We start from the raw sequence: 24,058 nt of genomic DNA, 5'->3' as shown, positions 1-24,058 counted from the left end.
GCTCGCGTCGCCTCCGTCACATTCGACGGGGCCGCGCCGAGGCGGCTTCGGTGCCCGCGAGCCGATCAGGAACACTGGAGCGAGGCGCGTCTCCCGTCGGGGTGGCGCGCGTCGGGTCGACGGTGACAGCGAGGAGCAACATGATGGGTAGACCGGCAGTGCGTGCGACCGCGGTGGCGGTGGGACTTGCGGTCGCGCTGGTCACCGGTTGTTCCTCGGACACCGACACGGAGAAGGTGCCGACCCGCGAGCCGGCGACCCCGCTGGTCGCGCCCGTGCCCACCGCACCGCCGGCGGGCGCCGTGCAGCAGGTGGGCACCGGTGTCGCTGCGCTCGCACTGGCACCCGGCACCGATGTCGTCGCCCTGCTCGTCGACGAGGGCACGCGGCTGCTGCTCACATCCTCCGCGACCGACAGCGAGCCGCGCCCGGTGACGCTGCCGCGGAACGCGGTGACGGTGGTCCCGGGGCCGGACGGTCAGGTCCTCGCTCCCGCTGCGGGGGCGGTGCTGCGCATCGACGCCGAGTCGGGTGAGGTCACCGAGGTCCCGGTCGAGGGCGCCGCCCAGGCGGTCACGGTTCTGCCGGACGGTCGCTGGGTCGTCGGCACCGCCGACGGCACCGTCCGCATCCTCGATCCGGAATCCGGGACCGTCGAGTCCACGATCACCGGTCTCGTTTCCGTCGACGTGCTCGTCGCCGCCGGTGACGACGTGGCGGCGCTGGACCGGCATCAGACCTCGATCACCGAACTGAACCTGGCCGACGAGCGACTACGGTTGGCGCTGCGGGCCGGTGAGGGTGCCACCCAGATGGTGTCCGACCCGTTCGGCCGGGTCGTGGTCACCGACACCGAGGACGACGAACTGCTCGTCTACACACTGGACACGCTCGTGTTGCGGCAACGCTATCCGGCCGGCGCCGGCGTCTACGGCGTCGCGTACGACGAGGCGCGCGATCTGGTGTGGGTGACGTTGACCGGAACCAACGAGGTCGTGGGCTACGATCTGTCGACCGGGATCCCGAGGGAGAAGCAGCGCTATGCGACGGTGCGGCAGCCCGACTCGGTATCCGTCGATCCGGACGATGCGGTGTTGGTGATCGGCTCGGCGACCGGTGACGGTGTGCAGCGGATCCCGATCGGGGGCGAGTCATGACAGTTGCCGGACGCCGGTTCACCCGGCTTCCCGTCGATTGGGACACCAGCAACGACACCTACGAGTACGTTCCGTTGCTGTTGCCGCCGGACGTGTCGAGGGTCAGTGCATCCATGCGGTTGGCGATCTCGGCCGAGTTCCACGGCTGGGAGTTGAGCCGGGTGCGGTTGTACCCGGACGGGAGCCGCCGGGTGCTGCTGCGCCGCCGCAAGACCGATCATCACGTTCCCGAACCGACCGTTCGTTGACACCGACCCCGGACCGTGCCGGCCGGGTTTGCAGGGAGTTTTCGTGTATCGCTATGTCCTGAAACTGATGTTCCTGGTGCCGCCGGAACGCATTCACCATCTCGCGTTTCTCGCGATGCAACTGGTGACGCGTTTCGCGCCGCTGCGGACGCTGGTGTCGAAGGTCCTCGTCGTGAACGACCCGGTGCTGCGCAACACCGTGTTCGGTGTGCCGTTCCCGGCACCGCTGGGTCTGGCCGCGGGATTCGACAAGGACGCCACCGGCGCCGACGTGTGGGGTCCGCTCGGGTTCGGATTCGCCGAGATCGGCACCGTCACCGCGCAGGCGCAGCCGGGCAATCCGGCGCCGCGGCTGTTCCGGGTGCCCGAGGACCGCGGTCTCATCAACCGGATGGGCTTCAACAATCACGGCGCCGGGGAGGCCGCCAACCAGCTGCGGCAGCGTCTGCGGACCGTGCCGATCGGCGCGAACATCGGCAAGACCAAGATCGTGCCCGCCGACGAGGCCGTGGCCGACTACACGGAGAGCGCGCAACTGCTGGGTCCGCTCGCGGACTTCGTCGTCGTCAACGTGTCCTCTCCCAACACCCCCGGTCTGCGGGATCTGCAGGCGGTCGAGTCGTTGCGTCCGCTGCTCTCGGCGGTGCTGGCCACCGTGACCGTGCCGGTGCTGGTGAAGATCGCGCCCGACCTGTCGGACGAGGACGTCGACGCCGTCGCCGATCTGGCGGTCGAGCTGGGCCTGGCCGGCATCGTCGCGACCAACACCACGATCCGCCGTGACGGGCTGCGCACAGACGCCGCACGGATCGAGGAGATCGGCGCGGGCGGGCTGTCCGGGGCGCCGGTCGCGGAGCGCTCCCTCGAGGTACTGCGCCGCCTGCACGCCCGCGTCGGTGACCGGCTGGTGCTGGTGTCGGTCGGTGGTATCGAAACGGTCGAGCAGGCGTGGGAGCGAATCCTGGCCGGGGCGTCGCTGATCCAGGGCTACACCGGATTCATCTACGGCGGCCCTTTCTGGACACGCCGCATCCACAAGGGCCTGGCCCGCAAGCTCCGGGCCTCGGGCTACGGGTCGATCGCCGAGGCGGTCGGCGCGGGGCGCTGATCCCTGCCGCGTGCGCCGTGGCGACCTCGTCGACACGTGGTCGCCACGGCGCCGCGCCGGAGACGAATCGGCCGGCGACGAGACCGGGAGCAGGGACACTGTCCCCATGCTGCACCTACGGATCCTCTCGCCGACCGATCTGACCGAGGACACGGTTCGTATCCTCCGCGACGACACCGGGGTCAGCGGCCTCGCGGTGTTGCACGGCGCTGCGCTGCGCCCGGCCGGCGACGTCGTGCACGCAGACGTTGCGCGGGAGGCGGCCAACGACCTGATCGAGCAGTTCCGGGCGATCGGGCTGCATCGCCTCGGCACGATCGAGATCGAACCGGTGCATGCCTGGCTTTCGCGCAGCGGGTTCGACGCGGAGTTGCGCACTCCGGGGAGCAGTGCCGACGCCGTCGTGTGGGCGGAGGTCGCGCAGCGTTCCTACGAAGACGTCGAGCTGAACTGGACCTATCTCAGCTTCATGACCATGGCCACGCTCCTGGCCGGCATCGCGATCATCACCGATTCGCAGATCCTGGTCATCGGTGCGATGGTGCTCGGACCCGAGTTCGGTGCGATCGCCGCTCTCGGCGTCGCTCTGGTCAAGCGCCGCTTCGTCCTGCTGGCCACGGCAGTACGCACCCTGGTGGCCGGGTTCGTGGTGGCGATCGCCATCACCGCGCTGGCCGCCCTGGCCGGACGATTACTGGGCTGGGTGACGCTCGAGGACATCACGGGACCGCGACCCGAGACGGCCTTCATCTACACCCCGGACAAGTGGTCGTTCATCGTCGCGATGATCGCGGCGGCGGCAGGGGTGCTGTCGCTGACCTCGTCCAAGCTCGGTGGGTTGTCCGGTGTGTTCATCTCGGTGACGACGGTCCCGGCGGCGGGCAACGTCGGCCTGGGTCTCGCGTTCGGCGCCGGCGAGGAAATCTGGGGCAGCACGCTGCAGCTCGGTCTCAACCTGTCCGGAATGGCGCTGGCCGGCTGGGCCACTCTGGCCGTTCAGCAGGCCGCATGGTCGCGGGTGTCCGTGCGCCGCTTCCATGCCCTCGATCGCCGACGCCGAATGTTGTGACCCGCCCGGCCGGTGGCCCGGCCGGGCCGGGTCGTGCTCTGTTCGACACAGAGCACGACCCGTCATCACGGCCGTGCCGTCTGTCGCGGACGGCCCGGTAAACGGGCTACTTCACCTCGTAGGTGCCCGTCAGCAACGCGCGCGCGACGGCGTGCCCGAAGACGTTGAAACCGAGGAACGCCGGGCTCGAGTCGGCGGTCAGCCCGTCGATCGTCTCGACGTCCAGAGCGTGCACGGCGACGATGTAACGGTGATGGCCGTGACCGGCCGGCGGGGCGGCACCGATGAAACCGGGGGCGCCGCCGTCGTGGCGGAGCGTGACCGCCTCGGCCGGCAGCCCCTTCCCCTCGGCGCTGCCGGCGCCCGCAGGCAGCGCGGTGACCGTTGTGGGGATGTTCGCGACGGCCCAGTGCCAGAAGCCCGACGCGGTCGGCGCATCGGGATCGAACACCGTCACCGCGAAGCTCTTCGTCTCGGCGGGGAACCCGGACCACGACAGCTGCGGCGACACGTCGCCGCCGCCCGGGATCCCGAACGCGCCGCTGGCCTGTGCGAGCTTCCACTCCTCACCTTCGGCGAAGTCCTCGCTGGTCACCTGGAACGTGGGCAGCTTCGGGAGAAACTCGTACGGGTCGTAATCGAACGCCATCGGGGGTCCTTTCCTTGTGGGGCGGGGTCTTCAGGAATGCAACAGGAAGTGTTCCATGACGCGGGTGCCGAACCGCAGAGCTTCGACCGGGACACGCTCGTCGACTCCGTGGAACAGCGCCGCGAAGTCGAGATCCGGCGGCAACTGCAGCGGCGCGAACCCGAAGCACCGGATGCCGAGTTTCGCGAACGCCTTGGCGTCGGTGCCTGCGGACAGCATGTACGGCACGGTCCGGCCCAGCGGGTCGTGCGCCAGGATCGCCGCATTCATGGCGTCGACGAGATCGCCGTCGAAGCTCGTCTCGTAGGAGTCGAGGCTTGTGATCCACTCGCGTGTCACGTCCGGGCCGATCAGTTCGTCGACGGCGCGTTCGAACTCTGCGAGCCGGCCGGGGAGGATGCGGCAGTCGACGACGGCCTGCGCGGTCTGCGGAATCACGTTGGCCTTGTAACCGGCCTGCAGCATCGTCGGGTTGGCGGTGTCGCGGAAGGTCGCGCCGATGATGCGGGCGATGGAGCCGAGCTTGGCGAGGGTGCCTTCGATGTCCGGGGAGTTCGGGTCGAAGTCGAGGCCGGTCTCCTCCGACGCGGCGGCAAGGAACTCGGCGACCGAATCGGAGATCACCAGCGGGAACGTGTGGCTGCCCAGGCGTGCGACGGCCTGAGACAGGATAGTCACCGCGTTCTCCTCGTGCAGGAACGATCCGTGCCCGGCCCGCCCCTTGGCGGTCAGCCGCATCCAGCCCAGCCCCTTCTCCGCGGTTTCCACGAGGTAGAAGCGGCGCTCCCCGCCGTCTCGCCGGGGCACGGTCAGAGAGAAACCACCGACCTCCCCGACGGCCTCGGTGATGCCGTCGAACAGGTCGGGGCGGTGCTCGACGAGCCACTGGCAGCCCCAGGTGCCGCCGGCCTCCTCGTCCGCGACGAAGGCGAACACGAGATCGCGGGGCGGGACGATGTTCTCGGCCTTGAAACGGCGTGCCACGGCCAGCATCATGCCGACCATGTCCTTCATGTCGACGGCGCCGCGTCCCCACACGTAACCGTCCTCGACGGCTCCGGAGAACGGGTGCACGCTCCAGTCGGCGGGTTCGGCGGGCACGACGTCGAGGTGACCGTGCAGCATGAGAGCGCCGCGGCTACGGTCCGCCCCGGCCAGGCGTGCGAACACGTTGCCCCGGCCGGGTTGCCCGGACTCGACGTATTCGGTTTCGTAGCCCACTTCCTCGAGTTGCGCCGCGACCCACTCGGCACAGGCACGTTCGCCGCGGGTGGTCGCCGGGTCACCGGTGTTCGAGGTGTCGAACCGGATGAGCTGCGAGACCAGGTCGACGACCTCGTTCTCGGCTCGGGACGGAAGGTGGGCGCTCACGTGTTCGGCCATGTCTGCATGTCTACCACCGGCGGTTCGCATCTGCGCAGGTGAAGGGGACGATTTGGGCGCGTGGACGCCGTGGGTTACTCTTTCACAGCACCCACGGAAGCGGGTGCGAACAATTCAGTCCGAGTGGCGGAATGGCAGACGCGCTAGCTTGAGGTGCTAGTGTCCTATTAACGGACGTGGGGGTTCAAGTCCCCCCTCGGACACTCTGAGTTGAGACAGACGACGAAGGCCCCGAACCGACAGGTCCGGGGCCTTCGTCGTTCTCGGCTTCCTTCCGCTCGTGCGCGCTTTCGGTAGCGGCCGTTGCCGGAACCGCGCACGAGTCCCGGGGTATCGCGCGACATCGGCACCCGAATTGGGGAATTGCGCATCCATGCGCTACTGTTCTCGTCAGCGCCCGCGGGAGCGGGAGCTACCGGCATGTCCACGCACATCCCGGTCCGAGTGGCGGAATGGCAGACGCGCTAGCTTGAGGTGCTAGTGTCCTATTAACGGACGTGGGGGTTCAAGTCCCCCCTCGGACACATCGGCGGTTCCCGGAACTGCACATGCGAGGTCACGAACCCGACAGGGAATGTGACCTCGTTTCTCGTTGCGGCACAAATCATTACACTCGCGAGACGATCGTCTGGATCAACGGCGCATTCGGTGCGGGCAAGACGCTTCCCGCGTCCCCTCAGTTCTGTGTGGATTCATGTTCGCCGGACGGATGAAAATCCACACAGAACACAAAATTCCGTTGCCCGGATGTCGTGCGCGCGCTCCACTGTGACGTTCACTTCGACAGAGCGAAGGGGGGAGAAATGACCGCAACGATCCAACGCGCCGACGGCACCAGCATCTACGGGCCCGGCAAGTTGCCGGACGATCGCCTGCAACACGAATTGGCGTTGCGCCGCCGCGCGCAGCGCATTCCGTCACGTCGCCGCCACGACGGCAAGGGTGGGCGACGCCAGCAACGGCGCGCCGCCGCGCAGTCCTGGTGACGTCAGTTCAGTCGCGTGTGGTGAGGCCGGGAGCCAGCCGACGATCGCGACAGCCGTGTCCACGGTGGAGACGCGGACAGCACGCCCTGGGCGGTGCCGCCGATCGCGGCGAGGACGGGTTCGGCGTCGAGTTCCGGATCTCCGACGCGGGCGGTAAGTGCCGCGCGGATCCGCGACCGACTTGCGGCGGCGGAGATCGGATCCAACCCGAGGTCGGGCACGACCTGCTCTGGACGAATACGGAGCAGGACGTGCCACGGTTCCTCGCCTTCGTCGATCGTCACGACGCGGGGTGAGGACTCAACGACGGGCCTTCTTCCGGGACTTCCTCCCGGCCGGGTGCGCGCCCGGTTTCGGGGCAGCTGCCTGCCGCATTTCCTCCCGGCGGAGATGCTCGGCCGCGTCCTCCCGGTCGAGGCGGGCGTGGACGATCCGCTGCTGCACGTAGGTCCAGATGTTGTTGCTCACCCAGTACAGCAGGATCGCGATCATCAGGAACGGTCCGCCGACGAGGGCACCGAGCGGGAACACCCAGAGCATGATCTTGTTCATCACGGCGCTCTGCGGATTCGCCGCGGGGTCCGGGTTCCCCTGTGGCAGCGCCGCGCGCGCGTTGAAGTGGGTCGCGAGACCCGCGATCACCATCAACGGAACTGCGACGGCCGCGATCGTGCCGAGCGCCGGGATGCCGCCGAAATGCACGAACGACACCAGTGTGTTCTCCGGCGTGGTGATCGCGGCGGAGATCGGGGCACCGAACAGGCGGGCACCGAGGAACGATTGCACGTCGGCCGCGCCGAAGAGGTAGTTCGCGGTGTTCGCGTTCTCGTCCGGTGTCATTCCGGGCCGGCCGAGTCCGGTGCCGGTGCGGTTGAACGATCGCAGGACGTGGAACAGGCCGAGGAAGACCGGGATCTGCACCAGCGCAGGCAGGCAGCCCATCAGCGGGTTGAATCCGTGTTCCTTCTGGAGTTGCTGCATCTCGAGCGCCATGCGGGAACGGTCGCCGGCGTACTTGCGTTGCAGGGCCGCGATCTGCGGTTGCAGCTTCTGCATCCGGCGGGTGGTGCGGATCTGCCGGATCGCGGGGGTCAGCAGGACGAGCCGCACGGTGAAGACGAGGAAGATCACGGCGAGCGCCCACGCGACGCCGTTGTCGGGGCCGAGCACGGCGCCGAACGCCTTGTGCCAGAACCACAGGATCGCGGAGACGGGATAGTAGACGAAGTCGAGCATCGAGCACCTTCCGGCACGATGCGGCGGCAGGCGCGGCATCGTGCGGGTGACGGGCGCGGCCGGTCCTGTCGGGACGGCGGCGCTTCGGGTAGGGCTGCGCGTGCCGCGGGCTCTCGGGAGCGTTACGCGGCGAGCAGGTCCCGCCCGGGTGCTCGTGGGCGCCGGGGGCGCCCGGGGGTGTTCGGGGCGCTCTGCCTGCGGAACGCGCCGCGCAGGCGGCGTTCCTCCCGGGGCGGCCCGGCCGACGATGCCGTCAGCGCACGCAACGCCGGCAGAACGCTGTGCCCGGCGACCGCGACGATCAGGACGATCGCGACTGCCGCCGCGGCCACCGCCGTCGGGGCGTCGATCGCGGCGGTGACCGTGACGAGGATCGCGAGCACCGACAGCCACGCGAGCTGAACGACGTTCAGCCGCTGCGCGAGTCCGTCCACGATGCGTGCCACAGAGGCAAGAGTACCGGGCTCATCCGCGGAATCGGTCGGCGTGTGCGGTGAGATGCTCGTGCAGTCGCGCCGCCGGGGGCGACAACTCGCGGGTGCCCGTCGCCAGTCCGATGATGCGGTCGACGACGCCGCGCACCGGCACGGTGGCAGTGCCCGCGACCGGGGTTTCGGCGGGTGGCAGCAGCGCGACACCGAGTCCGTGGGCGACGAGGACGCGGACCGTTTCGAACTCGCTGATCTCGAAGGCGATGTGTGGGGCGAACCCGGCTTCCGCACAGCAGGTTTCGAGGACCTCACGGATGTGATAGCTGGGCGGGCCGGCGATGAAGTGTTCGTCGGCCAGGTCGGTGAGGTCGACGGTGTCCCGGCCGGCGAGACGGTGCGCCGTCGCCACGTGCAACCGCAGCGGCTGGCGGCCGAGGACGGTGGCGGGCAGATCGACGGGAGGCGGAATCATCACGGCGAGGTCGAGACGGCCGTCCCGGACCATGTCGGCCAGGGCCGCGCCGTGCGCCTGGACGAGATGCAGCCGGATCCGCGGTGCGGCGCGGTGGAAGTCGGCGAGCAGGGACGGAACGCTCACCGGCCCCAGTGTCAGCGGGAATCCGAATCGGACCACGCCGCTGTCGGGGTCGGCGTGCCTGCGGACGGCGCCGATCGCGTCGTCGAGGTCCCGGATCAGGTCACGGGTGCGGTCGTGGAGTTCGCGGCCCGCGGGGGTGAGGGCAACGCCGCGGCCGACCGGCTGGAACAGCGACAGCCCGACGGTGTTCTCGAGGGTTTTGATCCGCCGGCTGACCGACGACTGCGGCACTCCGAGCCGGTCGGCGGCGTGGGTGATGTGTCCTTCCCGGGCGGCGGCGTCGAATGCGGCCAGCAGCGGCGCGACTGCGGCGGCTTCCTCGGACAAAAACCATTCCATATTCGGATCATATAGACCCTGTTTCATCGTTGGACGGATCGAATTCCGGGGTGGACGCTGAGGAGACATCCACACGGGAGAAGGTGAACTGTCGTGAACGACTTCGAAACCGACAGCGGGACAGAAGTTCTCGATCGTGAGTACGACGCCGTCCTGATCGGCGCCGGCATCATGTCCGCAACCCTGGGAGCTCTGCTGGCCCGGTTGCAGCCCGACTGGTCGATCGTCGTCCTCGAACGCCTCGACCGGGTCGCGCAGGAGAGCAGCGCCGCCTGGAACAACGCCGGCACGGGGCACGCCGGGATGTGCGAACTCAACTACATGCCCGACCCCGCCGACCCGTGCCGCGCGGAGCAGATCGGTCGGCAGTTCGAGCTCACCCGCCGGTTCTGGGACTCGCTCGTGGACTCCGGCGACCTGGCCGGAACGTCGTTCGTGAACCCGACACCGCACATGAACGTCGTGTTCGGCGATCGCGACGTGGCCTACCTGCGGCAACGATTCGAGACGTTGCGGCGGTCACCGCGGTTCGCCGAGATGGAGTACAGCGAGGACCCGCGAGTGATCGCCACCTGGGCGCCGCTGCTGATGGCGGGCCGCACGGGCGACGAAACGGTCGCCGCGACCCGCCAGCCTGGCGGGACCGATGTCGACTTCGGCGGCGTGACTCGCGCGTTGCTGAGTGGGGTGCGCGCTCGTGGTGCCCGGGTGGTCACCGGTCACGAGGTGCGGAGGCTGCGCCGCGAACCGGACGGACGGTGGATCGTCGGCGGACGTGCAGGCGGCGAACGGTTCTCGATGCGGACACGCTTCGTCTTCGTCGGTGCCGGCGGACACGCGCTCACGCTTCTGCAGAAGGCGCGGATCCCCGAGGTGCGCGGCTACGGCGTGTTCCCGATCGGCGCGCAGTTCCTGCGCACCGACGACCCGGACATCGTGGCCGCACACCGCGCGAAGGTCTACAGCCAGGCCGACGTGGGTGCGCCGCCGATGTCCGTCCCGCACCTCGACACCCGAATCGTCGACGGGAAGGCCTCGTTGATGTTCGGCCCCTACGCGACGTTCAGCACCCGGCTGCTGAAGCACGGACGCCTCACCGACCTGTTCGCGACGATCCGGCCGCACAACATCGCGCCGCTGGTCGCGGTCGCTGTGCAGAATCTGCCCCTGCTCGGCTACCTGATAGGGCAACTCGCGGCGTCGCGCGGCCGGAAGCTGCAGCAGCTGCGGCGGTTCGTGCCCACCGCCCGCGACGGCGACTGGGAGCTGGTCGACGCCGGGCAGCGCGCCCAGCTGATCGTCCCGCACCCGCGGAAGATCGGTGTCCTCACGTTCGGCACCGAGGTCGTCGTCGGCGCGGACGGCACCATCGCGGGTCTGCTCGGCGCCTCCCCCGGCGCTTCGATCGCGCCCGCCGTCATGATCGATCTGCTCGGCGCGTGTTTCCCGCAGCACCGCGCGCGGTGGGCGCCGATCCTGGATCGGTTCTGTGTGGATTCGTGATCGCCGGGCGGACACGAATCCACACCGAACGCGATCGTTCAGGCGCGGCGGCCCTTGCGGAAGTACCAGACGGGACCCACGAAGTTGATGAGGGTGATGAGCGCCCACTTGCCCTTGCTGCCGTTGACCTTGTCGGCGGGCCGGGTGGCGAGGTCCGCCCACGCCGAAGCCGCCAGCGACAACTGCACACTCGCGAGTGTGAGGACCACGGCCTTCTGCCACGGGGCGAGGTCGGCGAACTTCTTCTTGGCGGCGCTCATGGTCCGGTGCTCCTCGGGTGTGTGGACGGACGCACCTGCTGCGCCCGATACCATCTATTGCTACCGCACGACTTCCGGAAAAGGTTCATGAACTCCCACTGCGACACCCCGGCCGCGGATGCCGCCGCCGTCCCGACGAGCGCGATCGACCCGGCCGACCTCGAAACCTGCCTGCGGGTTCTCGATCTCGCGGCCGGTCTGGACGCCGACGATCCCGACGCGATCGCCGTACAGCGGGCCGTCGGCCACATGTTCAAGAAGTTCAAGCGGCTGCGCCGCAACGAGGCGCGGACACGGAAGGTCGAGGCCGACCGCGACGTGCTGGCCGCGACCGCGACCGGCTCCCCGACCCGCATCGACGACGAGACCGCCGGGCTGACGCTGACGTCGACGACGCGCGGCGCGTCCGCGGGCACGCTGCTGCGTCCCCGGCACTGCTACGTGTGCAAGGACAAGTACACCCGGGTCGACGCGTTCTACCACCAGCTGTGCCCGAACTGCGCGAGCGAGAACCACGCCAAGCGCGACGCCCGGACCGATCTGTCGGGTCGCCGTGCGCTTCTCACCGGTGGTCGCGCGAAGATCGGCATGTACATCGCGTTGCGTCTGCTGCGCGACGGGGCGCACACGACCGTGACCACCCGGTTCCCGCACGACGCGATCCGCCGGTTCTCGGCGATGGAGGACAGCGCCGACTGGATCCACCGGCTGCGGATCGTGGGGATCGACCTGCGTGATCCGGCGCAGGTGGTCGCCCTCGCCGACGACGTCGCCGCGCAGGGGCCTCTCGACATTCTCATCAACAACGCCGCGCAGACGGTGCGCCGCTCCCCCGGTGCCTATTCGGCGCTGGCCGACGCCGAGTCGGGGCCGCTGCCCGCCGGTCCCCGGCCCGAGATGATCACCTTCGGCAAACCGTCGGACGCGCACCCGGCGGCGCTGGCCGGGTCGCTCCCGACCGAACTCGCCGCACACGCTCTGACACCGGAGTCGGTGACGGCGCTGGCGATGGTCGCCGGGTCCGCGACCCCGGAGCGGATCGCTGCGGGTGTCGCGGTCGACGCGGGCGGATTGCTTCCGGATCTCGTGCACACCAACAGCTGGGTGCAGGCGGTCGGCGAGGTCGAGCCCCTCGAACTGCTCGAGGTGCAGCTGTGCAACTCGGTGGCGCCGTTCATCCTGGTCAACCGGCTGCGGCCAGCGATGGCCGCGGCCCCCGCGCGCCGCAAGTACGTGGTGAACGTCTCCGCGATGGAAGGGCAGTTCGCCGGTCGCCGCTACAAGGGCGCGGGCCATCCGCACACCAACATGGCCAAGGCTGCGCTCAACATGCTCACCCGCACCAGTTCGGAGGAAATGCTCTCCGACGGCATCCTCATGACGGCGGTGGATACGGGGTGGATCACCGATGAGCGCCCACACCACACCAAGATGCGGCTGGCCGAGGAGGGCTTCCACGCTCCGCTCGACCTGGTCGACGGCGCGGCACGGGTCTACGACCCGATCGTGCAGGGCGAGGCGGGTGTCGACCTGTACGGCTGCTTCCTGAAGGACTACAAACCGGCACCGTGGTGAACCACAAATGACATCCGTGGTGAGCCACGACTGAGACGCATCCGACACGAAAGAGCAGGTCGAGACCGGTTCCACACCTGCTCGACGGTGCCCCGCCGGGTCGGTGCCGGGATACTGGAGGCAGCCCCGTCGACCCGTCCAGGAGCAGCACATGACCGTCGCAGTAGTTCATGCCGAGACCCCCGAGGGGCGCGCCGCGCTCGTCGCCGCCGTCGACGAGGCTGCCCGGCGGCACGAGAATCTGCTGGTGTTGCACGTGCTCGACGACGACGGTCCGGCGGCCGCGGCGGAGGCCGAATCGGTGCGCACCGCGGTGCGGCGGATCGCCGGGGACGGGGACTGGGAGGTGCGCTCCGCCGTGCACGACGGCGATCCGGTGGGCACTCTCGTCGAACTCGTCGTCGACAGCGGCGCCGACCGGGTGGTGGTCGGCAGCCGGGGCCGTAATGCTCTCGGTAAGTTCCTGCTGGAACGTCCGTTGCAGCGGCTGCTGATCGAGGTTCCGGTACCGGTTCTCGTCGTCAAGGATCCCGAGGACCGGTAGTCGACCTACGCTGGAGCCATGCCTTATCGGGTACTGGCCGACGGCATCGCGGTCACCCACCTGATTTTCCTGCTGTACGTCATGTTCGGCGGGTTCGTGGCGTGGCGGTGGCCGCGCACGATCGCGTTGCACGTGTGCGCGGTCGCGTGGGGGCTCGCGTCGGTGCTCGTCGGTTTCGACTGCCCGCTCACGCATGCCGAGAACTGGGCGCGGCATCGTGCCGGTGAGGCCGGTCTGCCGCCGGCGGGGTTCATCGACCACTATCTGACCGGGGTCGTCTACCCGGAGTCCGCGCTCGGTCCGGTCCGCGTGCTCGTGGCCGTCTGCGTCCTGGTCTCGTGGGTGGGCCTGTGGCGACGGCTGCGTCGTGTGAGTTACGTCGCATCCGGAGTTACCCGACAGTAGGGTGGGCGGCATGACTGCTGCCCCACGCGAGTTCGACATCGTCGTCTACGGAGCCACCGGGTTCGTCGGCCGGCTCACCGCCGCCTATCTGGCCGAGCATCTCCCCTCCGGCCTGAAGGTCGCCCTGGCCGGGCGGTCCCGCACCCGCCTCGAGCAGGTCCGCGCGGAGCTCGGCGCCGCGGCCGCGGACTGGCCGCTGGTCGAGGCCGACGCCGGACGACCCGAGTCCCTGGCCGCGCTGGCCGCGTCGACCCGAATCGTGCTCACCACCGTCGGTCCCTACGCCAAGTTCGGGTTGCCGCTGGTGCAGGCGTGCGCCGAGGCGGGCACCGACTACGTGGACCTCACCGGGGAGGTTCTGTTCCACCGCGAGAGCATCGACCGGTTCGACGAGGTCGCCCACCGCACCGGCGCCCGCATCGTGCATTCGTGCGGCTTCGACTCGATCCCGTCCGATCTGGGTGTGCACGCGTTGTATCGGGCGGCGCAGGCCGACGACGCGGGTGAGCTCACCGACACCACGCTGGTCGTCACCGCGTTCCGGGGCGGCATCAGCGGCGGCACCATCGATTCGCTGCGCAATCAGATCGATGTGGTGCGCAAGGACCCCGCCCAGCGGAAGGTCGCGGCACGGCCGTATTCGCTCAGCCCCGATGTGTCGCAGGAACCGCAGCTCGGCCGGCAGAACGATCTCGCCCTCGTCGACGGCAAGACCATCGCCCCGGAACTGTCCGGCTGGAAGGCTCCGTTCGTCATGGCGTCGTACAACACCCGGATCGTGCGCCGCAGCAATGCCCTGACCGGCTGGGACTACGGCAAGTCCTTCCGATACCGGGAGGTCATGAGCGTCGGCACGTCTCCCGTGTCGCCGGTCCTCGCCGGGGGTGTCGCGGCGGGTCTCGGGGCGCTGGTGCTCGGGCTGTCGTTCCCGCCCACCCGGTTCCTGCTCGACAAGGTGCTGCCCGCACCCGGCGAAGGCCCGTCGGAATCGTCCCGCGAGCGGGGGTTCTTCACCATCGACCTGTACACCACGACCACCACCGGCGCCCGCTACACCACCCGGTTCGCCGCGCAGGGCGACCCCGGCTACAAGGCGACCGCGGTGATGCTCGGCGAATCCGCGCTGTCGCTGGCCGTCGGCGGTTCCGCGCTGCATGCCGGGGGCGGCGTGCTCACCCCCGCGGTCGCTTTCGGCGACGTGCTCACCGATCGGTTGCGAGCGGCCGGCTTCGAGATCACGACTCGCCGGCTCCCCTGACACTCGCGCGGGACGACACGACGCGGCACCGAGGTGTCGTCCCGCACGGGATCCGGCTATGCTCGACCGGTCGCCGTGTCCTCGGCGACTTCTCCGACGAAGGACGACAGACGTGCAGACGACGAGCATCGAGGCCGCACCGGCCAGCGTGCTTGCGCTGATGCCGTTCTGGCCGACGCGTCGCGGCGCCTGCTTCGACGGCGCGTGTTGTTGCCGGGTGTGTTGCTGAGCGGTTCTCCGCTCCCCTTCCCCTTCGGTAACCACGTTCGCGGTCGGAGCATGCCTTGTTCAATCTGTTGATCTTCACCCTCGTCGGGATCGGCGCACAGCTCGTCGACGGTGCACTCGGGATGGCTTTCGGTGTCACCGCGACCACGCTGCTGATCTTCAGCGGGGTCGGTGCGGCTCACGCCAGCGCGGCGGTGCACCTCGCCGAGGTCGGCACCACCCTGGCCTCCGGCATCTCGCACTGGAAGTTCCGCAACATCGACTGGAAGGTCGTGGCGAAGCTCGGCGTGCCCGGCGCGATCGGCGCGTTCCTCGGCGCGACGGTGCTGTCGAGCCTGTCCACCGAGGCCGCCGCTCCGGTCACCGCGGGAATCCTGCTCGCGATCGGTGTCTACGTGGCACTGCGGTTCTCGGTCCGACCGCCCGCGGTCGCGCACGCCCGCACGTCCCCGCACACCGCGAAGTTCCTGTCGCCGCTCGGATTCTTCGGCGGGTTCGTGGACGCCAGCGGCGGAGGCGGATGGGGACCGATCACCACCAGCACCCTGCTCTCCCGCGGCAAGACCGCGCCGCGCACCGTCATCGGGTCGGTCAGCGCGTCGGAGTTCATGGTCGCGGTCGCGGCGAGCATCGGCTTCCTGATCGGTCTCGGCCGCGAGTCGGTGGGCAATCTGCTCGTCGTCGCGGGCCTGGCCCTCGGTGGTGTGATCGCGGCGCCGCTCGCGGCGTGGCTGGTCAGCCGGGTGCCGGCGACGCTGCTCGGCACCGCGGTCGGCGGCATCATCGTCATCACCAACGCGCAGAAGCTGTTCAAGTCCTTCGACGTGTCCGGCACCGTCGCGATGCTGGTGTATCTGCTGATCGCGGCGGGCTGGATCGCGCTGCTGTCCGTATCGTGGCGGCGCTCGCGCCTCACGCGCGCCGAGTCCGCCGGGTCGCTCGACACTCTGCAGGCACCGGTCACCCCCGCCCTGCGCGAAGAAGTGCGCTGACGCCCTCGGGGTGCCTTTGTGGCGCCCGGAGCCGCCACAAAGGCACCCCGGCGGCGGAGCCGCACTGCGGATAGGATCCGTCGATGAAGTCTCCGATCCCCGACTATCTGCACGAGGTCGTCGAGGCGTGCAGCGGCGACAACCCCGGGTCGACAGCCGACTACATCCCCGAACTCGCCCAGGCCGACCCGGACCGGGTCGCGGTGTGCCTGTCGACAGTCGACGGTGTCGTGTACTCCGCCGGGGACGCGGACGCCGAGTTCTCGATCCAGTCGATCTCAAAGCCGTTCGTGTATGCGCTGGCGCTCGCCGAGCACGGCCTCGACCATGTGCTCGCCCGCGTCGGGGTGGAACCGAGCGGTGAGGCGTTCAACGAGTTGTCCCTCGACAGCGACTCGGGCCGGCCGCTGAACCCGATGATCAACGCCGGCGCCCTGACCGCCCACGCGCTCGTCGGACCGGAGTCCGCCACCACCGACGAACGGGTCGAGCGGGTCCTGCGCGGGCTCTCCGCGTTCGCCGGCCGCGACCTCGACGTCGACGAATCGGTGTTCGAGTCGGAACTGGGCACCGCCTACCGCAATTCGGCGATCGCGAACATGCTGCGCAGCTACTCGGTGATCGACGGCGACCCGGCCGAGACGGTGCGCGGATACACCCGGCAGTGCGCGATCACCGTCACCGTGCGCGACCTCGCCGTGATGGCCGCGACCCTCGCGAACGGCGGCGTTCAGCCGCTCACCGGACAGCGCGTCGTGCCACGGCCGGTGGTGCGGCAGGTGCTCAGTGTGATGATGACGTGCGGCATGTACGACGCGGCCGGCGACTGGATGTCGACCGTCGGGATCCCCGCGAAGAGCGGGGTGTCGGGCGGGGTTCTCGGGGCCCTTCCCGGGCAGGTCGGCATCGGCGCCTTCTCCCCTCGCCTGGACCCGCACGGCTCGAGCGTGCGCGGTGTGCGCATGTGCACCCGCCTGTCGGACGACATGGGACTGCACATCATGGACGGCCCGGAACCGGCCCGCTCGGCGATCCGCCGCGACCGCACCCTGCGCGGTCCGCAGGGTCATACGGTCCGGGTGTGCAGCCTGCAGGGCACCCTGCAGTTCAGCGGCGCCGAACACGTTCTGCGCGCCCTCTCGGACGAGGACGCGGCAGATCGGCTCGACCTGGTCGTGCTCGATCTGCGGCGGGTCCACTCGGTCAACGACGTCGCCGACCGGATGCTGCGCGAAGCCGTGCGGCGACTGCGCCTGGACGGTTTGCGGGTGACGGTGGTCGACCCCGAACGGGTCCTGTACACCCACCCGGCCCGAGGCGACGAGAGCGCGGACGAGGTGGTGCCGACGCTCGGCCCGTTCCTCGGCTACGAGCGCGTCGGAGGGGGTGGGCAGGCCGCGGGTGTCTGAGGAGCCGCACCCCGTGACCTGCACCGATCCCCAGGAATACCGGCAAAGGGGACCAAGATCAACCGGCGTCGGGGTGACCTATACCATGCACCGGTGACTCGAACTCGACTTCTCGCCGCACCGGTCGCTCTCGCCTGCGCGCTGCTGCTGCCCGCCTGCTCCTCCGACGATTCGTCCGCCGATTCCACCCCCTCGGGTTCGGCGTCCTCGGGTTCCGCCGAGGAGTTCACTCCCGGAACCCTCGACGAGGACATCCTCGCGCGCTTCTCGAGCTGCGCCGACATCGAACCGTTCGTCGCCGACTACATCGACGGTCTCGAGGCCGCCCCGTCGAGCGAGGCCGGCGAGAACGGCGCCTACTGCCAGTGGGAGACGCCCGATTCCGCGACCGATCCCGACGAGATCCGCACTGTCGGGATCACCCTCGAACCCGGCACCGGCGTCGTGTACTCGGCCGATCAGATGGGCGGCTCCGGCCTGACGGTGATCTCCGACGCCGATATCGAGGGCGCCGGCGGCATCGCCTACACCCTGGAGCAGGAGATCGCCGTCGCGTCCGTCGCCGTGACCACCGTGACGCTGCCCGAGGTGTCTGTGACGGTCACCGGTGGTCGCTGGGGCGATCTACCGGCTCTCGACGGGCCCGCGTCGGTGACCGTCGCGAAGGAACTGATCGGGATCTGACGGGCGATCCCCCGGCTCGGCGACCGCACGGGCACCGACCGCGATGAGCACCTGCGCCGCGATGTAGGTGGACATCACCGCGAACCCCGGCACGGCCAGATCGGTGAATGCTCCCAGGGCGATCAACGCATCGGAGACGACGAACAGCACCGCACCGGTCGCGACGACCGCGGACACGCCCGTCGCCGACACCGCCGTCGTCGCGAGCAGCACGCCGTACACGACGACCGGGACGAGCAGCGTCCCGGCGCCCGGCGCGCACACCGCGATCAACGCGACGACGGCGGCCACCGGGATCGCCAGCGCCCAGCGTCGCGTGCACAGAATGCTCGACGACCGGTACGGCACGAACGCCACGAGGTAGACGACCTGGGCGCACAGGAAGAATCCGACCATCACCAGGAACGACGCGTCCCCGTCGAACAGGTCGGGAGCGGTGTCCCCCAGCCAGGACAACCCCAGGGCGACGAGCACCAACCGCACCAGCCGGGTACGCGGCGGCCGCGTCGAGGCGGCCAGCGCGGCCGCGAGCAGCGGCATCAGCAGCCACTGCGAGATGTCGGTGAACGACGACTCCGGTGCCGCCGCCTGCGCGATCAGATGCGCGACGGCGACGACCGCGAACGCCGCGGAAGCAACGATCGCGGTCGGCCGTCCGGTCATTCGGTGCCGTCGAACGCGGCGAGCAGCTGCTGTGCGGCCAGGGCCGCCGTCAGCGACCCGTCGCGCACACCCCGCTCGACGTCACCTCGGATCGCCTTGACCCGCGGGTTCGTCTCGAGGCGCCGCAGCAACTGGTCGTGCACCATCGTCCAGGTCCAGTCGACCTGCTGGCGGCGCCGGTTCTCCTCGAACTGCCCGGCCTCGGTGAGCACCTCGCGGTGCTTCAGGACGGTGTCCCAGAACGTGTCCAGTCCGTTGCCCTCGAGACCGCTCATCGTGATGACCGGCGGCTTCCAGATCGCGTCGTGCGGGTGGACCAGGCGCATCGCGCCGGACAGCTCGCGCGCGGCGACCCGCGCGTCGCGTTCGAAATTCCCGTCCGCCTTGTTCACCGCGACGAGATCGGCGAGCTCGAGCACGCCCTTCTTGATGCCCTGCAGCTGATCCCCGGTGCGGGCGAGGGTCAGGAACGTGAAGCAGTCGACCATGTTCGCGACCGTCACCTCGGACTGGCCGACACCGACGGTTTCGACGAGGATCACGTCGAAACCGGCGGCCTCGAGCAGCACCATGGTTTCGCGGGTGGCCTTGGCGACACCGCCGAGTGTGCCCGCGGTCGGGGACGGCCGGATGTAGGCGTCGCGTTCGACCGACAGCCGCGCCATGCGCGTCTTGTCCCCGAGGATCGATCCCCCGGTGCGGGTCGACGACGGATCGACCGCGAGCACCGCGACACGATGCCCCTTGCCGAGCAGATACATGCCGAGCGAGTCGATGAAGGTCGACTTGCCGACACCGGGCACCCCGGTGATGCCGACACGGATTGCGTTGCCCGCCTTGGGGAGCAGGCGCAGCAGCAGTTGCTGCGCCTGCTCCCGGTGGTCGTCGCGGGTGGACTCGACCAGGGTGATGGCCTTCGCCAGACCGGCGCGCCGGTTGGCGAGCACGTCCTGTTCGAGCACATCGAGATCGACCGGAGGTCGGCCCATTCCGATCAGGCCTCCGCGTCGTGGCCGAGCTGCTCGGAGAGCTTGCCGAGCAGGCCGACGGCCGCATCGGCGATGACGGTGCCGGGCGGGAAGATCGCCGCGGCGCCGCCCTGGTACAGCTCGTCGAAGTCGCCCGGAGGGATGACACCGCCGACCACGATCATGATGTCGGGCCGACCCACCTCCGCGAGCGCCTCCCGAAGCGCGGGCACCAGCGTGAGGTGTCCCGCGGCCAGCGACGACACGCCGATGACGTGCACGTCGTTGTCGGCCGCCTGGTTGGCGACCTCTTCGGGGGTCTGGAACAGCGGTCCCACGTCGACGTCGAAGCCGAGGTCGGCGAAGGCGGTGGAGATCACCTTCTGGCCGCGGTCGTGTCCGTCCTGACCCATCTTCGCGACCAGGATGCGGGGGCGGCGTCCCTCGGCCTGCTCGAACTTCTCGACGAGCTCGGTTGCCGTGCTGATGTTGCCCGCCTTTCCGGCCTCGTCCCGGTACACACCGCTGATGGTGCGGATCTCGGCCTGGTGACGTCCGTAGACCTCTTCGAGCGCGTCGGAGATCTCGCCGACGGTGGCCTTCGCACGCGCGGCATCGATGGCCAGGGCCAGCAGGTTGTTCTCCATGCCACCTTCGCTCGAGGCGGCGGCGCGGGTCAGCGCAGCGAGGGCGGCGCGGGTGGCCACCTCGTCGCGGTCGGCGCGCAGCTTCTCGAGCTTGGCGATCTGCTCGGCACGCACCTTCGAGTTCTCGACCTTGAGAACCTCGATCTGCTGGTCCTCTTCGACCTGATACTTGTTGACGCCGATCACCGGCTGACGGCCGGAGTCGATGCGCGCCTGGGTGCGGGCCGCGGCCTCCTCGATGCGCAGCTTCGGGATGCCCTCGGAGATTGCCTGCGCCATGCCGCCGGCCTCCTCGACCTCGGCGATGTGGGCGCGGGCCCGGTTCGCAAGTTCGTGGGTGAGCCACTCGACGTAGTAGGAACCACCCCACGGGTCGATCGGCCGGGTCGTGCCGGACTCCTGCTGGAGCAGCAGCTGGGTGTTGCGGGCGATGCGCGCGGAGAAGTCCGTCGGCAGCGCCAGGGCCTCGTCGAGCGCGTTGGTGTGCAGCGACTGGGTGTGGCCCTGGGTCGCGGCCATCGCTTCGACGCAGGTGCGCGCCACGTTGTTGAACACGTCCTGCGCGGTGAGCGACCAGCCCGACGTCTGCGAATGGGTGCGCAGCGACTTCGACTTCGCGGACTTCGGGGCGAACTTCTCGACGAGTTCGCTCCACAGGAGGCGCCCGGCCCGCATCTTGGCGATCTCCATGTAGAAGTTCATGCCGATGGCCCAGAAGAACGACAGGCGCGGCGCGAACTTGTCGATGTCCATGCCGGCGTCGAGACCGGCACGGATGTACTCGATTCCGTCGGCGAGCGTGTAGGCGAGCTCGAGGTCGGCGGTGGCTCCGGCTTCCTGGATGTGGTAGCCGGAGATCGAGATGGAGTTGAAGCGCGGCATCTTCGCCGACGTGTACGCGAAGATGTCGGAGATGATCCGCATCGACGGCTTCGGCGGGTAGATGTACGTGTTGCGGACCATGAACTCCTTCAGAATGTCGTTCTGAATGGTTCCGGCCAGCTGCTCGGGGGTGACGCCCTGTTCCTCGGCGGCCACGACGTACAACGCGAGAATCGGCAGCACCGCGCCGTTCATCGTCATCGACACCGACACCTGCGACAGGTCGATGCCGTCGAAGAGCTGACGCATGTCGAGGATCGAGTCGATCGCGACACCGGCCATGCCCACGTCACCCTGCACGCGCGGGTGATCGGAGTCGTAGCCGCGGTGCGTGGCCAGGTCGAACGCCACCGACAGGCCCTTCTGGCCGGACGCGAGGTTGCGGCGGTAGAAGGCGTTCGATTCGGCGGCGGTGGAGAATCCGGCGTACTGACGGATGGTCCACGGCTGGTTGACGTACATGGTCGGGTACGGGCCGCGCACGAACGGCTCGATGCCCGGGTAACCGGCCAGCGGGTAGCCGTCGGCCTCGACCGCGTCGCGGTCGGCCTTGGTGTAGACGGGCTTGACGTCGATGCCCTCGGGCGTCGACCACACCACGTCGTCGACGGTGTAGTTGTTCGCGGTCGCCACGGATTCGACGAGCGCGGCGGCCTGCTCCGGGGTCGGCGCGGACGGGGCCGGCGACGCCGGATCCGTCAGCGGGACATCGGCGAAGCTGCCGATCTGGTGTTCGATGCTCACTTACGCTCCCAGGGTGTTCAGCAGGTCGGTCAGCGCGGCGATCGCGTCGATCTTGGCGGTGAGGAACCCGTCCGGCCGCGCCTCGCCTTCGGCGTCACCGACGGCCTTCTCCGGCCCCGCGAGCAGGACGGTGGAGATGCCCGCGGCGCGCAGCGCGGCAACCGCGGGACCGGCGTCCTCGCCGTACCGCTTGTCGGTTCCGCACAGGACGGCGACGGTCGCGCCGGTATCCGTGACGGCCTGCGCGATCGTGTCGAGGGCGAGCGGACCCGGGTTGACCGCCTCGATACCGCCGGCGGCGAGCAGGTTCGCCGCGAACGTCGAGCGGACGTTGTGCTCGGCGACGGGACCGAGCGGAGCGAGCAGCACCGTCGGGCGGGCGCCGTGGGCGGCCAGGTACGCGTCCGAGCGGTCGCGCAGCGCCTCGAACGGCGCGGCGTAACGGGCGGCGAACGCACCGGAATCGGCGACGTCGGCGGGCAGCGGCGCCTCGCCGAGATTCGGGAACTCGTTGACACCGGTCACCGAGGTGCGACGATGCGCGATGTCGGCGTCGCGGCGGGCGCGGGTCGCGGCGATCCGGTCGGAGATCAGACCGGCGTCGAGCGCCGCGCGGTAACCACCGGCCGCCTCGATCTGCTGGAAGAACTCCCACGCCTTGCCGGCGACCTGCGCGGTGAGTTCCTCGACATACCAGGAACCGGCACCCGGATCGAGGACGCGGCCCAGGTTGGACTCCTCGAGCAGCAGCAGCTGGGTGTTGCGGGCGATGCGCTCGGAGAACGCCTCGGACACGTCGAGCACCCCGGCAGGCAGTGCCACGTCGAACGGCAGCACCGTGACCGAGTCCGCGCCGCCGACGCCGGCGCCGAACGCGGCGAGGGTGGTGCGCAGCATGTTCACCCACGGATCGCGCTGGGTCATCATCGCGGCGGACGTGACGGCATGCTGCGGAGCGGTGCCGGCGTCGGCGGCGCCGACGACCTGGGCGACGCGCGCCCAGAGCCGGCGGCCGGCACGGAACTTGGCGATGGTCTGGAACTGGTCGTCGGTGGCGGCGAGCCGGAACTCGATCTGGCCGAGTGCACCGGCCGCGGTCCGTCCCGCGGTGACCAGTTCGCGCAGGTACTCCAGACCCGCGGCGATCGCGGCGCCGAGTTCCTCGGCGTCGGAGGCGCCGGCGTTGTGGAACGCGGTGCCGTCGACGGTCAGGGCGCGGACACTCTCGGCGCGCTCGGACGCGGCTGCCGCGAGGGCGATGGCGTCGGCGACGGAGACGTCGTCGCGACCGGAGAATGCGCTGGTCAGCGGTGCGGCACCGAGCGCGATCCGGACGGCGGCACGGTCCGCGACGTCGGTGCGGGCGTCGAGCAGCGCGTACAGCGCGTCGGCGGCCGCAGCGGTGTCGGCGCCGGCGTCGAGGGTGATCGGCGCGAGGTCGAGCAGCACCTGGTCGAGCACGGCGGGCAGGGCGTCGGCGGGCAGCGCCTCGGCGCCGACCTGCAGCCAGAGCGCGCTGACGCCGCTCTCGAGTGCCGAGAGGATCCGCTCGTTGGCGGCGGCGGCGTCGGTGCCGCCGAACTGCGCGGACACGAGCCAGCCGGCGTTGACGTCGCGGGTCGCCGAGGTTCCGCGCACGTACGGGAACTCACCGGGCAGCGGCGCCTCGGGGAGCTCGTCGCGAATCCCGTAGAGGGGATTGACGGTGACGTCGTCGTACGTGGTGGTCTCGAGCAGTCGCTGCGGCTCCGGGCCGAGTTCGGTGGGCTCGACGCGGCGTGACTTCGCGAGCACGCCGGCCACCGCGTTCTGCCACTGCGCGTACGCGCGCGCGGCGTCCTCGGCTTCTGCAGCTAATGACACGTGCGGTTCCTCTCCTACGCTGCGGATTGTGGTGCAGGCTGATGGTGCAGGTTCTCGGCCTGTGTGGCCGTGGATACCTTAGGCGGATTCTCGTGTGATGCTAGCCGCATACACGCCGGGACTATTGTGGGGATCACCACAGTTTTTCTAGCGATCGTTAATAGCGTTGTCGCAGGGCAATCTACCCGCCGCCGCAGGCCAGGTGGGCACCGGCCGGTCCGCCGGACCG

Annotated in this window: 24 protein-coding genes and 2 tRNA genes; 15 read left to right on the top strand and 11 right to left on the bottom strand. The window is 69.6% G+C overall.

Annotation, left to right across the window (positions count from 1 at the left end):
* Window positions 1-143 precede the first annotated feature (143 nt).
* The 4 genes from A8G15_RS07345 to A8G15_RS07330 all read left to right on the top strand — a co-directional run bounded on the left by A8G15_RS07345 (window position 144) and on the right by A8G15_RS07330 (window position 3,582).
* Complete coding sequence (locus A8G15_RS07345; RefSeq protein ID WP_068157398.1) at window positions 144-1,157, top strand: Vgb family protein; 1,014 nt, start codon at window positions 144-146, stop codon at window positions 1,155-1,157.
* Window positions 1,154-1,405 (top strand): DUF5703 family protein, encoded by a 252-nt coding sequence (locus tag A8G15_RS07340; protein ID WP_068157284.1) that lies wholly within the window; start codon window positions 1,154-1,156, stop codon window positions 1,403-1,405. The genes A8G15_RS07345 and A8G15_RS07340 overlap by 4 nt, the downstream gene beginning before the upstream one ends.
* 43 nt (window positions 1,406-1,448) lie before the next feature.
* Complete coding sequence (locus A8G15_RS07335; protein WP_068157281.1) at window positions 1,449-2,513, top strand: quinone-dependent dihydroorotate dehydrogenase; 1,065 nt, start codon at window positions 1,449-1,451, stop codon at window positions 2,511-2,513.
* A gap of 106 nt (window positions 2,514-2,619) precedes the next feature.
* Window positions 2,620-3,582, top strand: a complete 963-nt coding sequence (locus A8G15_RS07330; protein ID WP_068157396.1) for a DUF389 domain-containing protein — start codon at window positions 2,620-2,622, stop codon at window positions 3,580-3,582.
* Window positions 3,583-3,688: 106 nt separating this feature from the next.
* Here the strand turns inward: A8G15_RS07330 and A8G15_RS07325 are convergent, their stop codons facing one another.
* Together A8G15_RS07325 and A8G15_RS07320 are read right to left on the bottom strand one after the other, a co-directional pair.
* Window positions 3,689-4,231, bottom strand: a complete 543-nt coding sequence (locus A8G15_RS07325; protein ID WP_068157278.1) for a YbhB/YbcL family Raf kinase inhibitor-like protein — start codon at window positions 4,229-4,231, stop codon at window positions 3,689-3,691.
* Between the two features lie 30 nt (window positions 4,232-4,261).
* A complete protein-coding gene (locus A8G15_RS07320; protein WP_068157275.1) occupies window positions 4,262-5,614 on the bottom strand; it encodes a M20/M25/M40 family metallo-hydrolase in 1,353 nt (450 codons plus the stop codon).
* Window positions 5,615-5,731: 117 nt separating this feature from the next.
* On the opposite strand from A8G15_RS07320, the gene A8G15_RS07315 reads away from it, so the two are divergent.
* The 3 genes from A8G15_RS07315 to A8G15_RS07305 all read left to right on the top strand — a co-directional run bounded on the left by A8G15_RS07315 (window position 5,732) and on the right by A8G15_RS07305 (window position 6,600).
* Window positions 5,732-5,817 (top strand) — tRNA-Leu (locus A8G15_RS07315).
* 235 nt (window positions 5,818-6,052) lie between these two features.
* Window positions 6,053-6,138: transfer RNA gene (locus tag A8G15_RS07310), tRNA-Leu, on the top strand.
* Between the two features lie 279 nt (window positions 6,139-6,417).
* The gene (locus A8G15_RS07305; protein ID WP_068157271.1) at window positions 6,418-6,600 is read left to right on the top strand and encodes a hypothetical protein; all 183 of its coding nucleotides are present in this window, start codon (window positions 6,418-6,420) and stop codon (window positions 6,598-6,600) included.
* A gap of 2 nt (window positions 6,601-6,602) precedes the next feature.
* On the opposite strand, the gene A8G15_RS07300 is transcribed toward A8G15_RS07305, so the two are convergent.
* The 4 genes from A8G15_RS07300 to A8G15_RS07285 all read right to left on the bottom strand — a co-directional run bounded on the left by A8G15_RS07300 (window position 6,603) and on the right by A8G15_RS07285 (window position 9,204).
* Entirely contained in the window at window positions 6,603-6,884 is a 282-nt protein-coding gene (locus A8G15_RS07300; RefSeq protein WP_068157267.1) for a hypothetical protein, read from the bottom strand.
* Between the two features lie 16 nt (window positions 6,885-6,900).
* A complete protein-coding gene (gene yidC, locus A8G15_RS07295) occupies window positions 6,901-7,836 on the bottom strand; it encodes a membrane protein insertase YidC (protein WP_082899710.1) in 936 nt (311 codons plus the stop codon).
* A gap of 122 nt (window positions 7,837-7,958) precedes the next feature.
* The gene (locus tag A8G15_RS07290) at window positions 7,959-8,282 is read right to left on the bottom strand and encodes a DUF6412 domain-containing protein (protein ID WP_082899709.1); all 324 of its coding nucleotides are present in this window, start codon (window positions 8,280-8,282) and stop codon (window positions 7,959-7,961) included.
* Window positions 8,283-8,301: 19 nt separating this feature from the next.
* Window positions 8,302-9,204, bottom strand: a complete 903-nt coding sequence (locus A8G15_RS07285; RefSeq protein ID WP_211270125.1) for a LysR substrate-binding domain-containing protein — start codon at window positions 9,202-9,204, stop codon at window positions 8,302-8,304.
* A gap of 93 nt (window positions 9,205-9,297) precedes the next feature.
* Between A8G15_RS07285 and mqo the strand changes: the two genes are divergently transcribed.
* Window positions 9,298-10,707 (top strand): malate dehydrogenase (quinone), encoded by a 1,410-nt coding sequence (mqo, locus tag A8G15_RS07280; RefSeq protein WP_068157263.1) that lies wholly within the window; start codon window positions 9,298-9,300, stop codon window positions 10,705-10,707.
* Between the two features lie 38 nt (window positions 10,708-10,745).
* Here mqo and A8G15_RS07275 read toward each other — a convergent pair whose 3' ends face one another.
* Entirely contained in the window at window positions 10,746-10,967 is a 222-nt protein-coding gene (locus tag A8G15_RS07275; RefSeq protein ID WP_068157388.1) for a hypothetical protein, read from the bottom strand.
* Between the two features lie 87 nt (window positions 10,968-11,054).
* Between A8G15_RS07275 and A8G15_RS07270 the strand changes: the two genes are divergently transcribed.
* The 7 genes from A8G15_RS07270 (at window position 11,055) to A8G15_RS07240 (ending at window position 18,062) form a co-directional block, all read left to right on the top strand.
* Complete coding sequence (locus tag A8G15_RS07270) at window positions 11,055-12,542, top strand: SDR family NAD(P)-dependent oxidoreductase (protein WP_068157260.1); 1,488 nt, start codon at window positions 11,055-11,057, stop codon at window positions 12,540-12,542.
* Window positions 12,543-12,693: 151 nt separating this feature from the next.
* Window positions 12,694-13,086 (top strand): universal stress protein, encoded by a 393-nt coding sequence (locus A8G15_RS07265; RefSeq protein WP_068157258.1) that lies wholly within the window; start codon window positions 12,694-12,696, stop codon window positions 13,084-13,086.
* An 18-nt stretch (window positions 13,087-13,104) separates the two neighbouring features.
* Window positions 13,105-13,491, top strand: coding sequence for a DUF2784 domain-containing protein (locus A8G15_RS07260; RefSeq protein WP_068157256.1), 387 nt, complete (start codon window positions 13,105-13,107; stop codon window positions 13,489-13,491).
* Between the two features lie 10 nt (window positions 13,492-13,501).
* Window positions 13,502-14,749, top strand: coding sequence for a saccharopine dehydrogenase family protein (locus A8G15_RS07255; RefSeq protein ID WP_068157385.1), 1,248 nt, complete (start codon window positions 13,502-13,504; stop codon window positions 14,747-14,749).
* A 284-nt stretch (window positions 14,750-15,033) separates the two neighbouring features.
* Window positions 15,034-15,969, top strand: a complete 936-nt coding sequence (locus tag A8G15_RS07250; protein WP_068157253.1) for a sulfite exporter TauE/SafE family protein — start codon at window positions 15,034-15,036, stop codon at window positions 15,967-15,969.
* Between the two features lie 83 nt (window positions 15,970-16,052).
* A complete protein-coding gene (locus A8G15_RS07245; protein ID WP_068157250.1) occupies window positions 16,053-17,378 on the top strand; it encodes a glutaminase in 1,326 nt (441 codons plus the stop codon).
* A 93-nt stretch (window positions 17,379-17,471) separates the two neighbouring features.
* Entirely contained in the window at window positions 17,472-18,062 is a 591-nt protein-coding gene (locus A8G15_RS07240; protein WP_068157247.1) for a hypothetical protein, read from the top strand.
* Here A8G15_RS07240 and A8G15_RS07235 read toward each other — a convergent pair.
* The 4 genes from A8G15_RS07235 to mutA are packed head-to-tail and all read right to left on the bottom strand — an operon-like array spanning window position 18,003 to window position 23,829.
* A complete protein-coding gene (locus A8G15_RS07235) occupies window positions 18,003-18,725 on the bottom strand; it encodes a lysoplasmalogenase (RefSeq protein WP_068157245.1) in 723 nt (240 codons plus the stop codon). The genes A8G15_RS07240 and A8G15_RS07235 overlap by 60 nt on opposite strands.
* Window positions 18,722-19,714 (bottom strand): methylmalonyl Co-A mutase-associated GTPase MeaB, encoded by a 993-nt coding sequence (gene meaB / locus A8G15_RS07230; RefSeq protein ID WP_068157242.1) that lies wholly within the window; start codon window positions 19,712-19,714, stop codon window positions 18,722-18,724. The genes A8G15_RS07235 and meaB overlap by 4 nt, the downstream gene beginning before the upstream one ends.
* 5 nt (window positions 19,715-19,719) lie before the next feature.
* Complete coding sequence (gene scpA / locus A8G15_RS07225; RefSeq protein WP_068157241.1) at window positions 19,720-21,966, bottom strand: methylmalonyl-CoA mutase; 2,247 nt, start codon at window positions 21,964-21,966, stop codon at window positions 19,720-19,722.
* Entirely contained in the window at window positions 21,967-23,829 is a 1,863-nt protein-coding gene (mutA, locus tag A8G15_RS07220; RefSeq protein ID WP_068157238.1) for a methylmalonyl-CoA mutase small subunit, read from the bottom strand. It abuts the gene before it with no gap.
* Window positions 23,830-24,058 lie beyond the last annotated feature (229 nt).

The organism is Rhodococcus phenolicus (genome assembly GCF_001646785.1).
Classification (GTDB): domain Bacteria; phylum Actinomycetota; class Actinomycetes; order Mycobacteriales; family Mycobacteriaceae; genus Rhodococcus; species Rhodococcus phenolicus.
This window is presented reverse-complemented; position numbering and strand designations above follow the sequence as displayed.

Bases quoted from the DNA above. Each gene is read 5' to 3' on its own strand.
- A8G15_RS07285 (WP_211270125.1), bottom strand. From the start codon at position 9,204: ATGGAATGGTTTTTGTCCGAGGAAGCCGCCGCAGTCGCGCCGCTGCTG.
- A8G15_RS07265 (WP_068157258.1), top strand. From the start codon at position 12,694: ATGACCGTCGCAGTAGTTCATGCCGAGACCCCCGAGGGGCGCGCCGCG.
- A8G15_RS07255 (WP_068157385.1), top strand. From the start codon at position 13,502: ATGACTGCTGCCCCACGCGAGTTCGACATCGTCGTCTACGGAGCCACC.
- A8G15_RS07235 (WP_068157245.1), bottom strand. From the start codon at position 18,725: ATGACCGGACGGCCGACCGCGATCGTTGCTTCCGCGGCGTTCGCGGTC.
- A8G15_RS07275 (WP_068157388.1), bottom strand. From the start codon at position 10,967: ATGAGCGCCGCCAAGAAGAAGTTCGCCGACCTCGCCCCGTGGCAGAAG.
- yidC (WP_082899710.1), bottom strand. From the start codon at position 7,836: ATGCTCGACTTCGTCTACTATCCCGTCTCCGCGATCCTGTGGTTCTGG.
- A8G15_RS07340 (WP_068157284.1), top strand. From the start codon at position 1,154: ATGACAGTTGCCGGACGCCGGTTCACCCGGCTTCCCGTCGATTGGGAC.
- meaB (WP_068157242.1), bottom strand. From the start codon at position 19,714: ATGGGCCGACCTCCGGTCGATCTCGATGTGCTCGAACAGGACGTGCTC.
- A8G15_RS07245 (WP_068157250.1), top strand. From the start codon at position 16,053: ATGAAGTCTCCGATCCCCGACTATCTGCACGAGGTCGTCGAGGCGTGC.
- A8G15_RS07330 (WP_068157396.1), top strand. From the start codon at position 2,620: ATGCTGCACCTACGGATCCTCTCGCCGACCGATCTGACCGAGGACACG.
- A8G15_RS07270 (WP_068157260.1), top strand. From the start codon at position 11,055: ATGAACTCCCACTGCGACACCCCGGCCGCGGATGCCGCCGCCGTCCCG.
- A8G15_RS07305 (WP_068157271.1), top strand. From the start codon at position 6,418: ATGACCGCAACGATCCAACGCGCCGACGGCACCAGCATCTACGGGCCC.
- A8G15_RS07345 (WP_068157398.1), top strand. From the start codon at position 144: ATGGGTAGACCGGCAGTGCGTGCGACCGCGGTGGCGGTGGGACTTGCG.
- A8G15_RS07320 (WP_068157275.1), bottom strand. From the start codon at position 5,614: ATGGCCGAACACGTGAGCGCCCACCTTCCGTCCCGAGCCGAGAACGAG.
- A8G15_RS07325 (WP_068157278.1), bottom strand. From the start codon at position 4,231: ATGGCGTTCGATTACGACCCGTACGAGTTTCTCCCGAAGCTGCCCACG.
- A8G15_RS07260 (WP_068157256.1), top strand. From the start codon at position 13,105: ATGCCTTATCGGGTACTGGCCGACGGCATCGCGGTCACCCACCTGATT.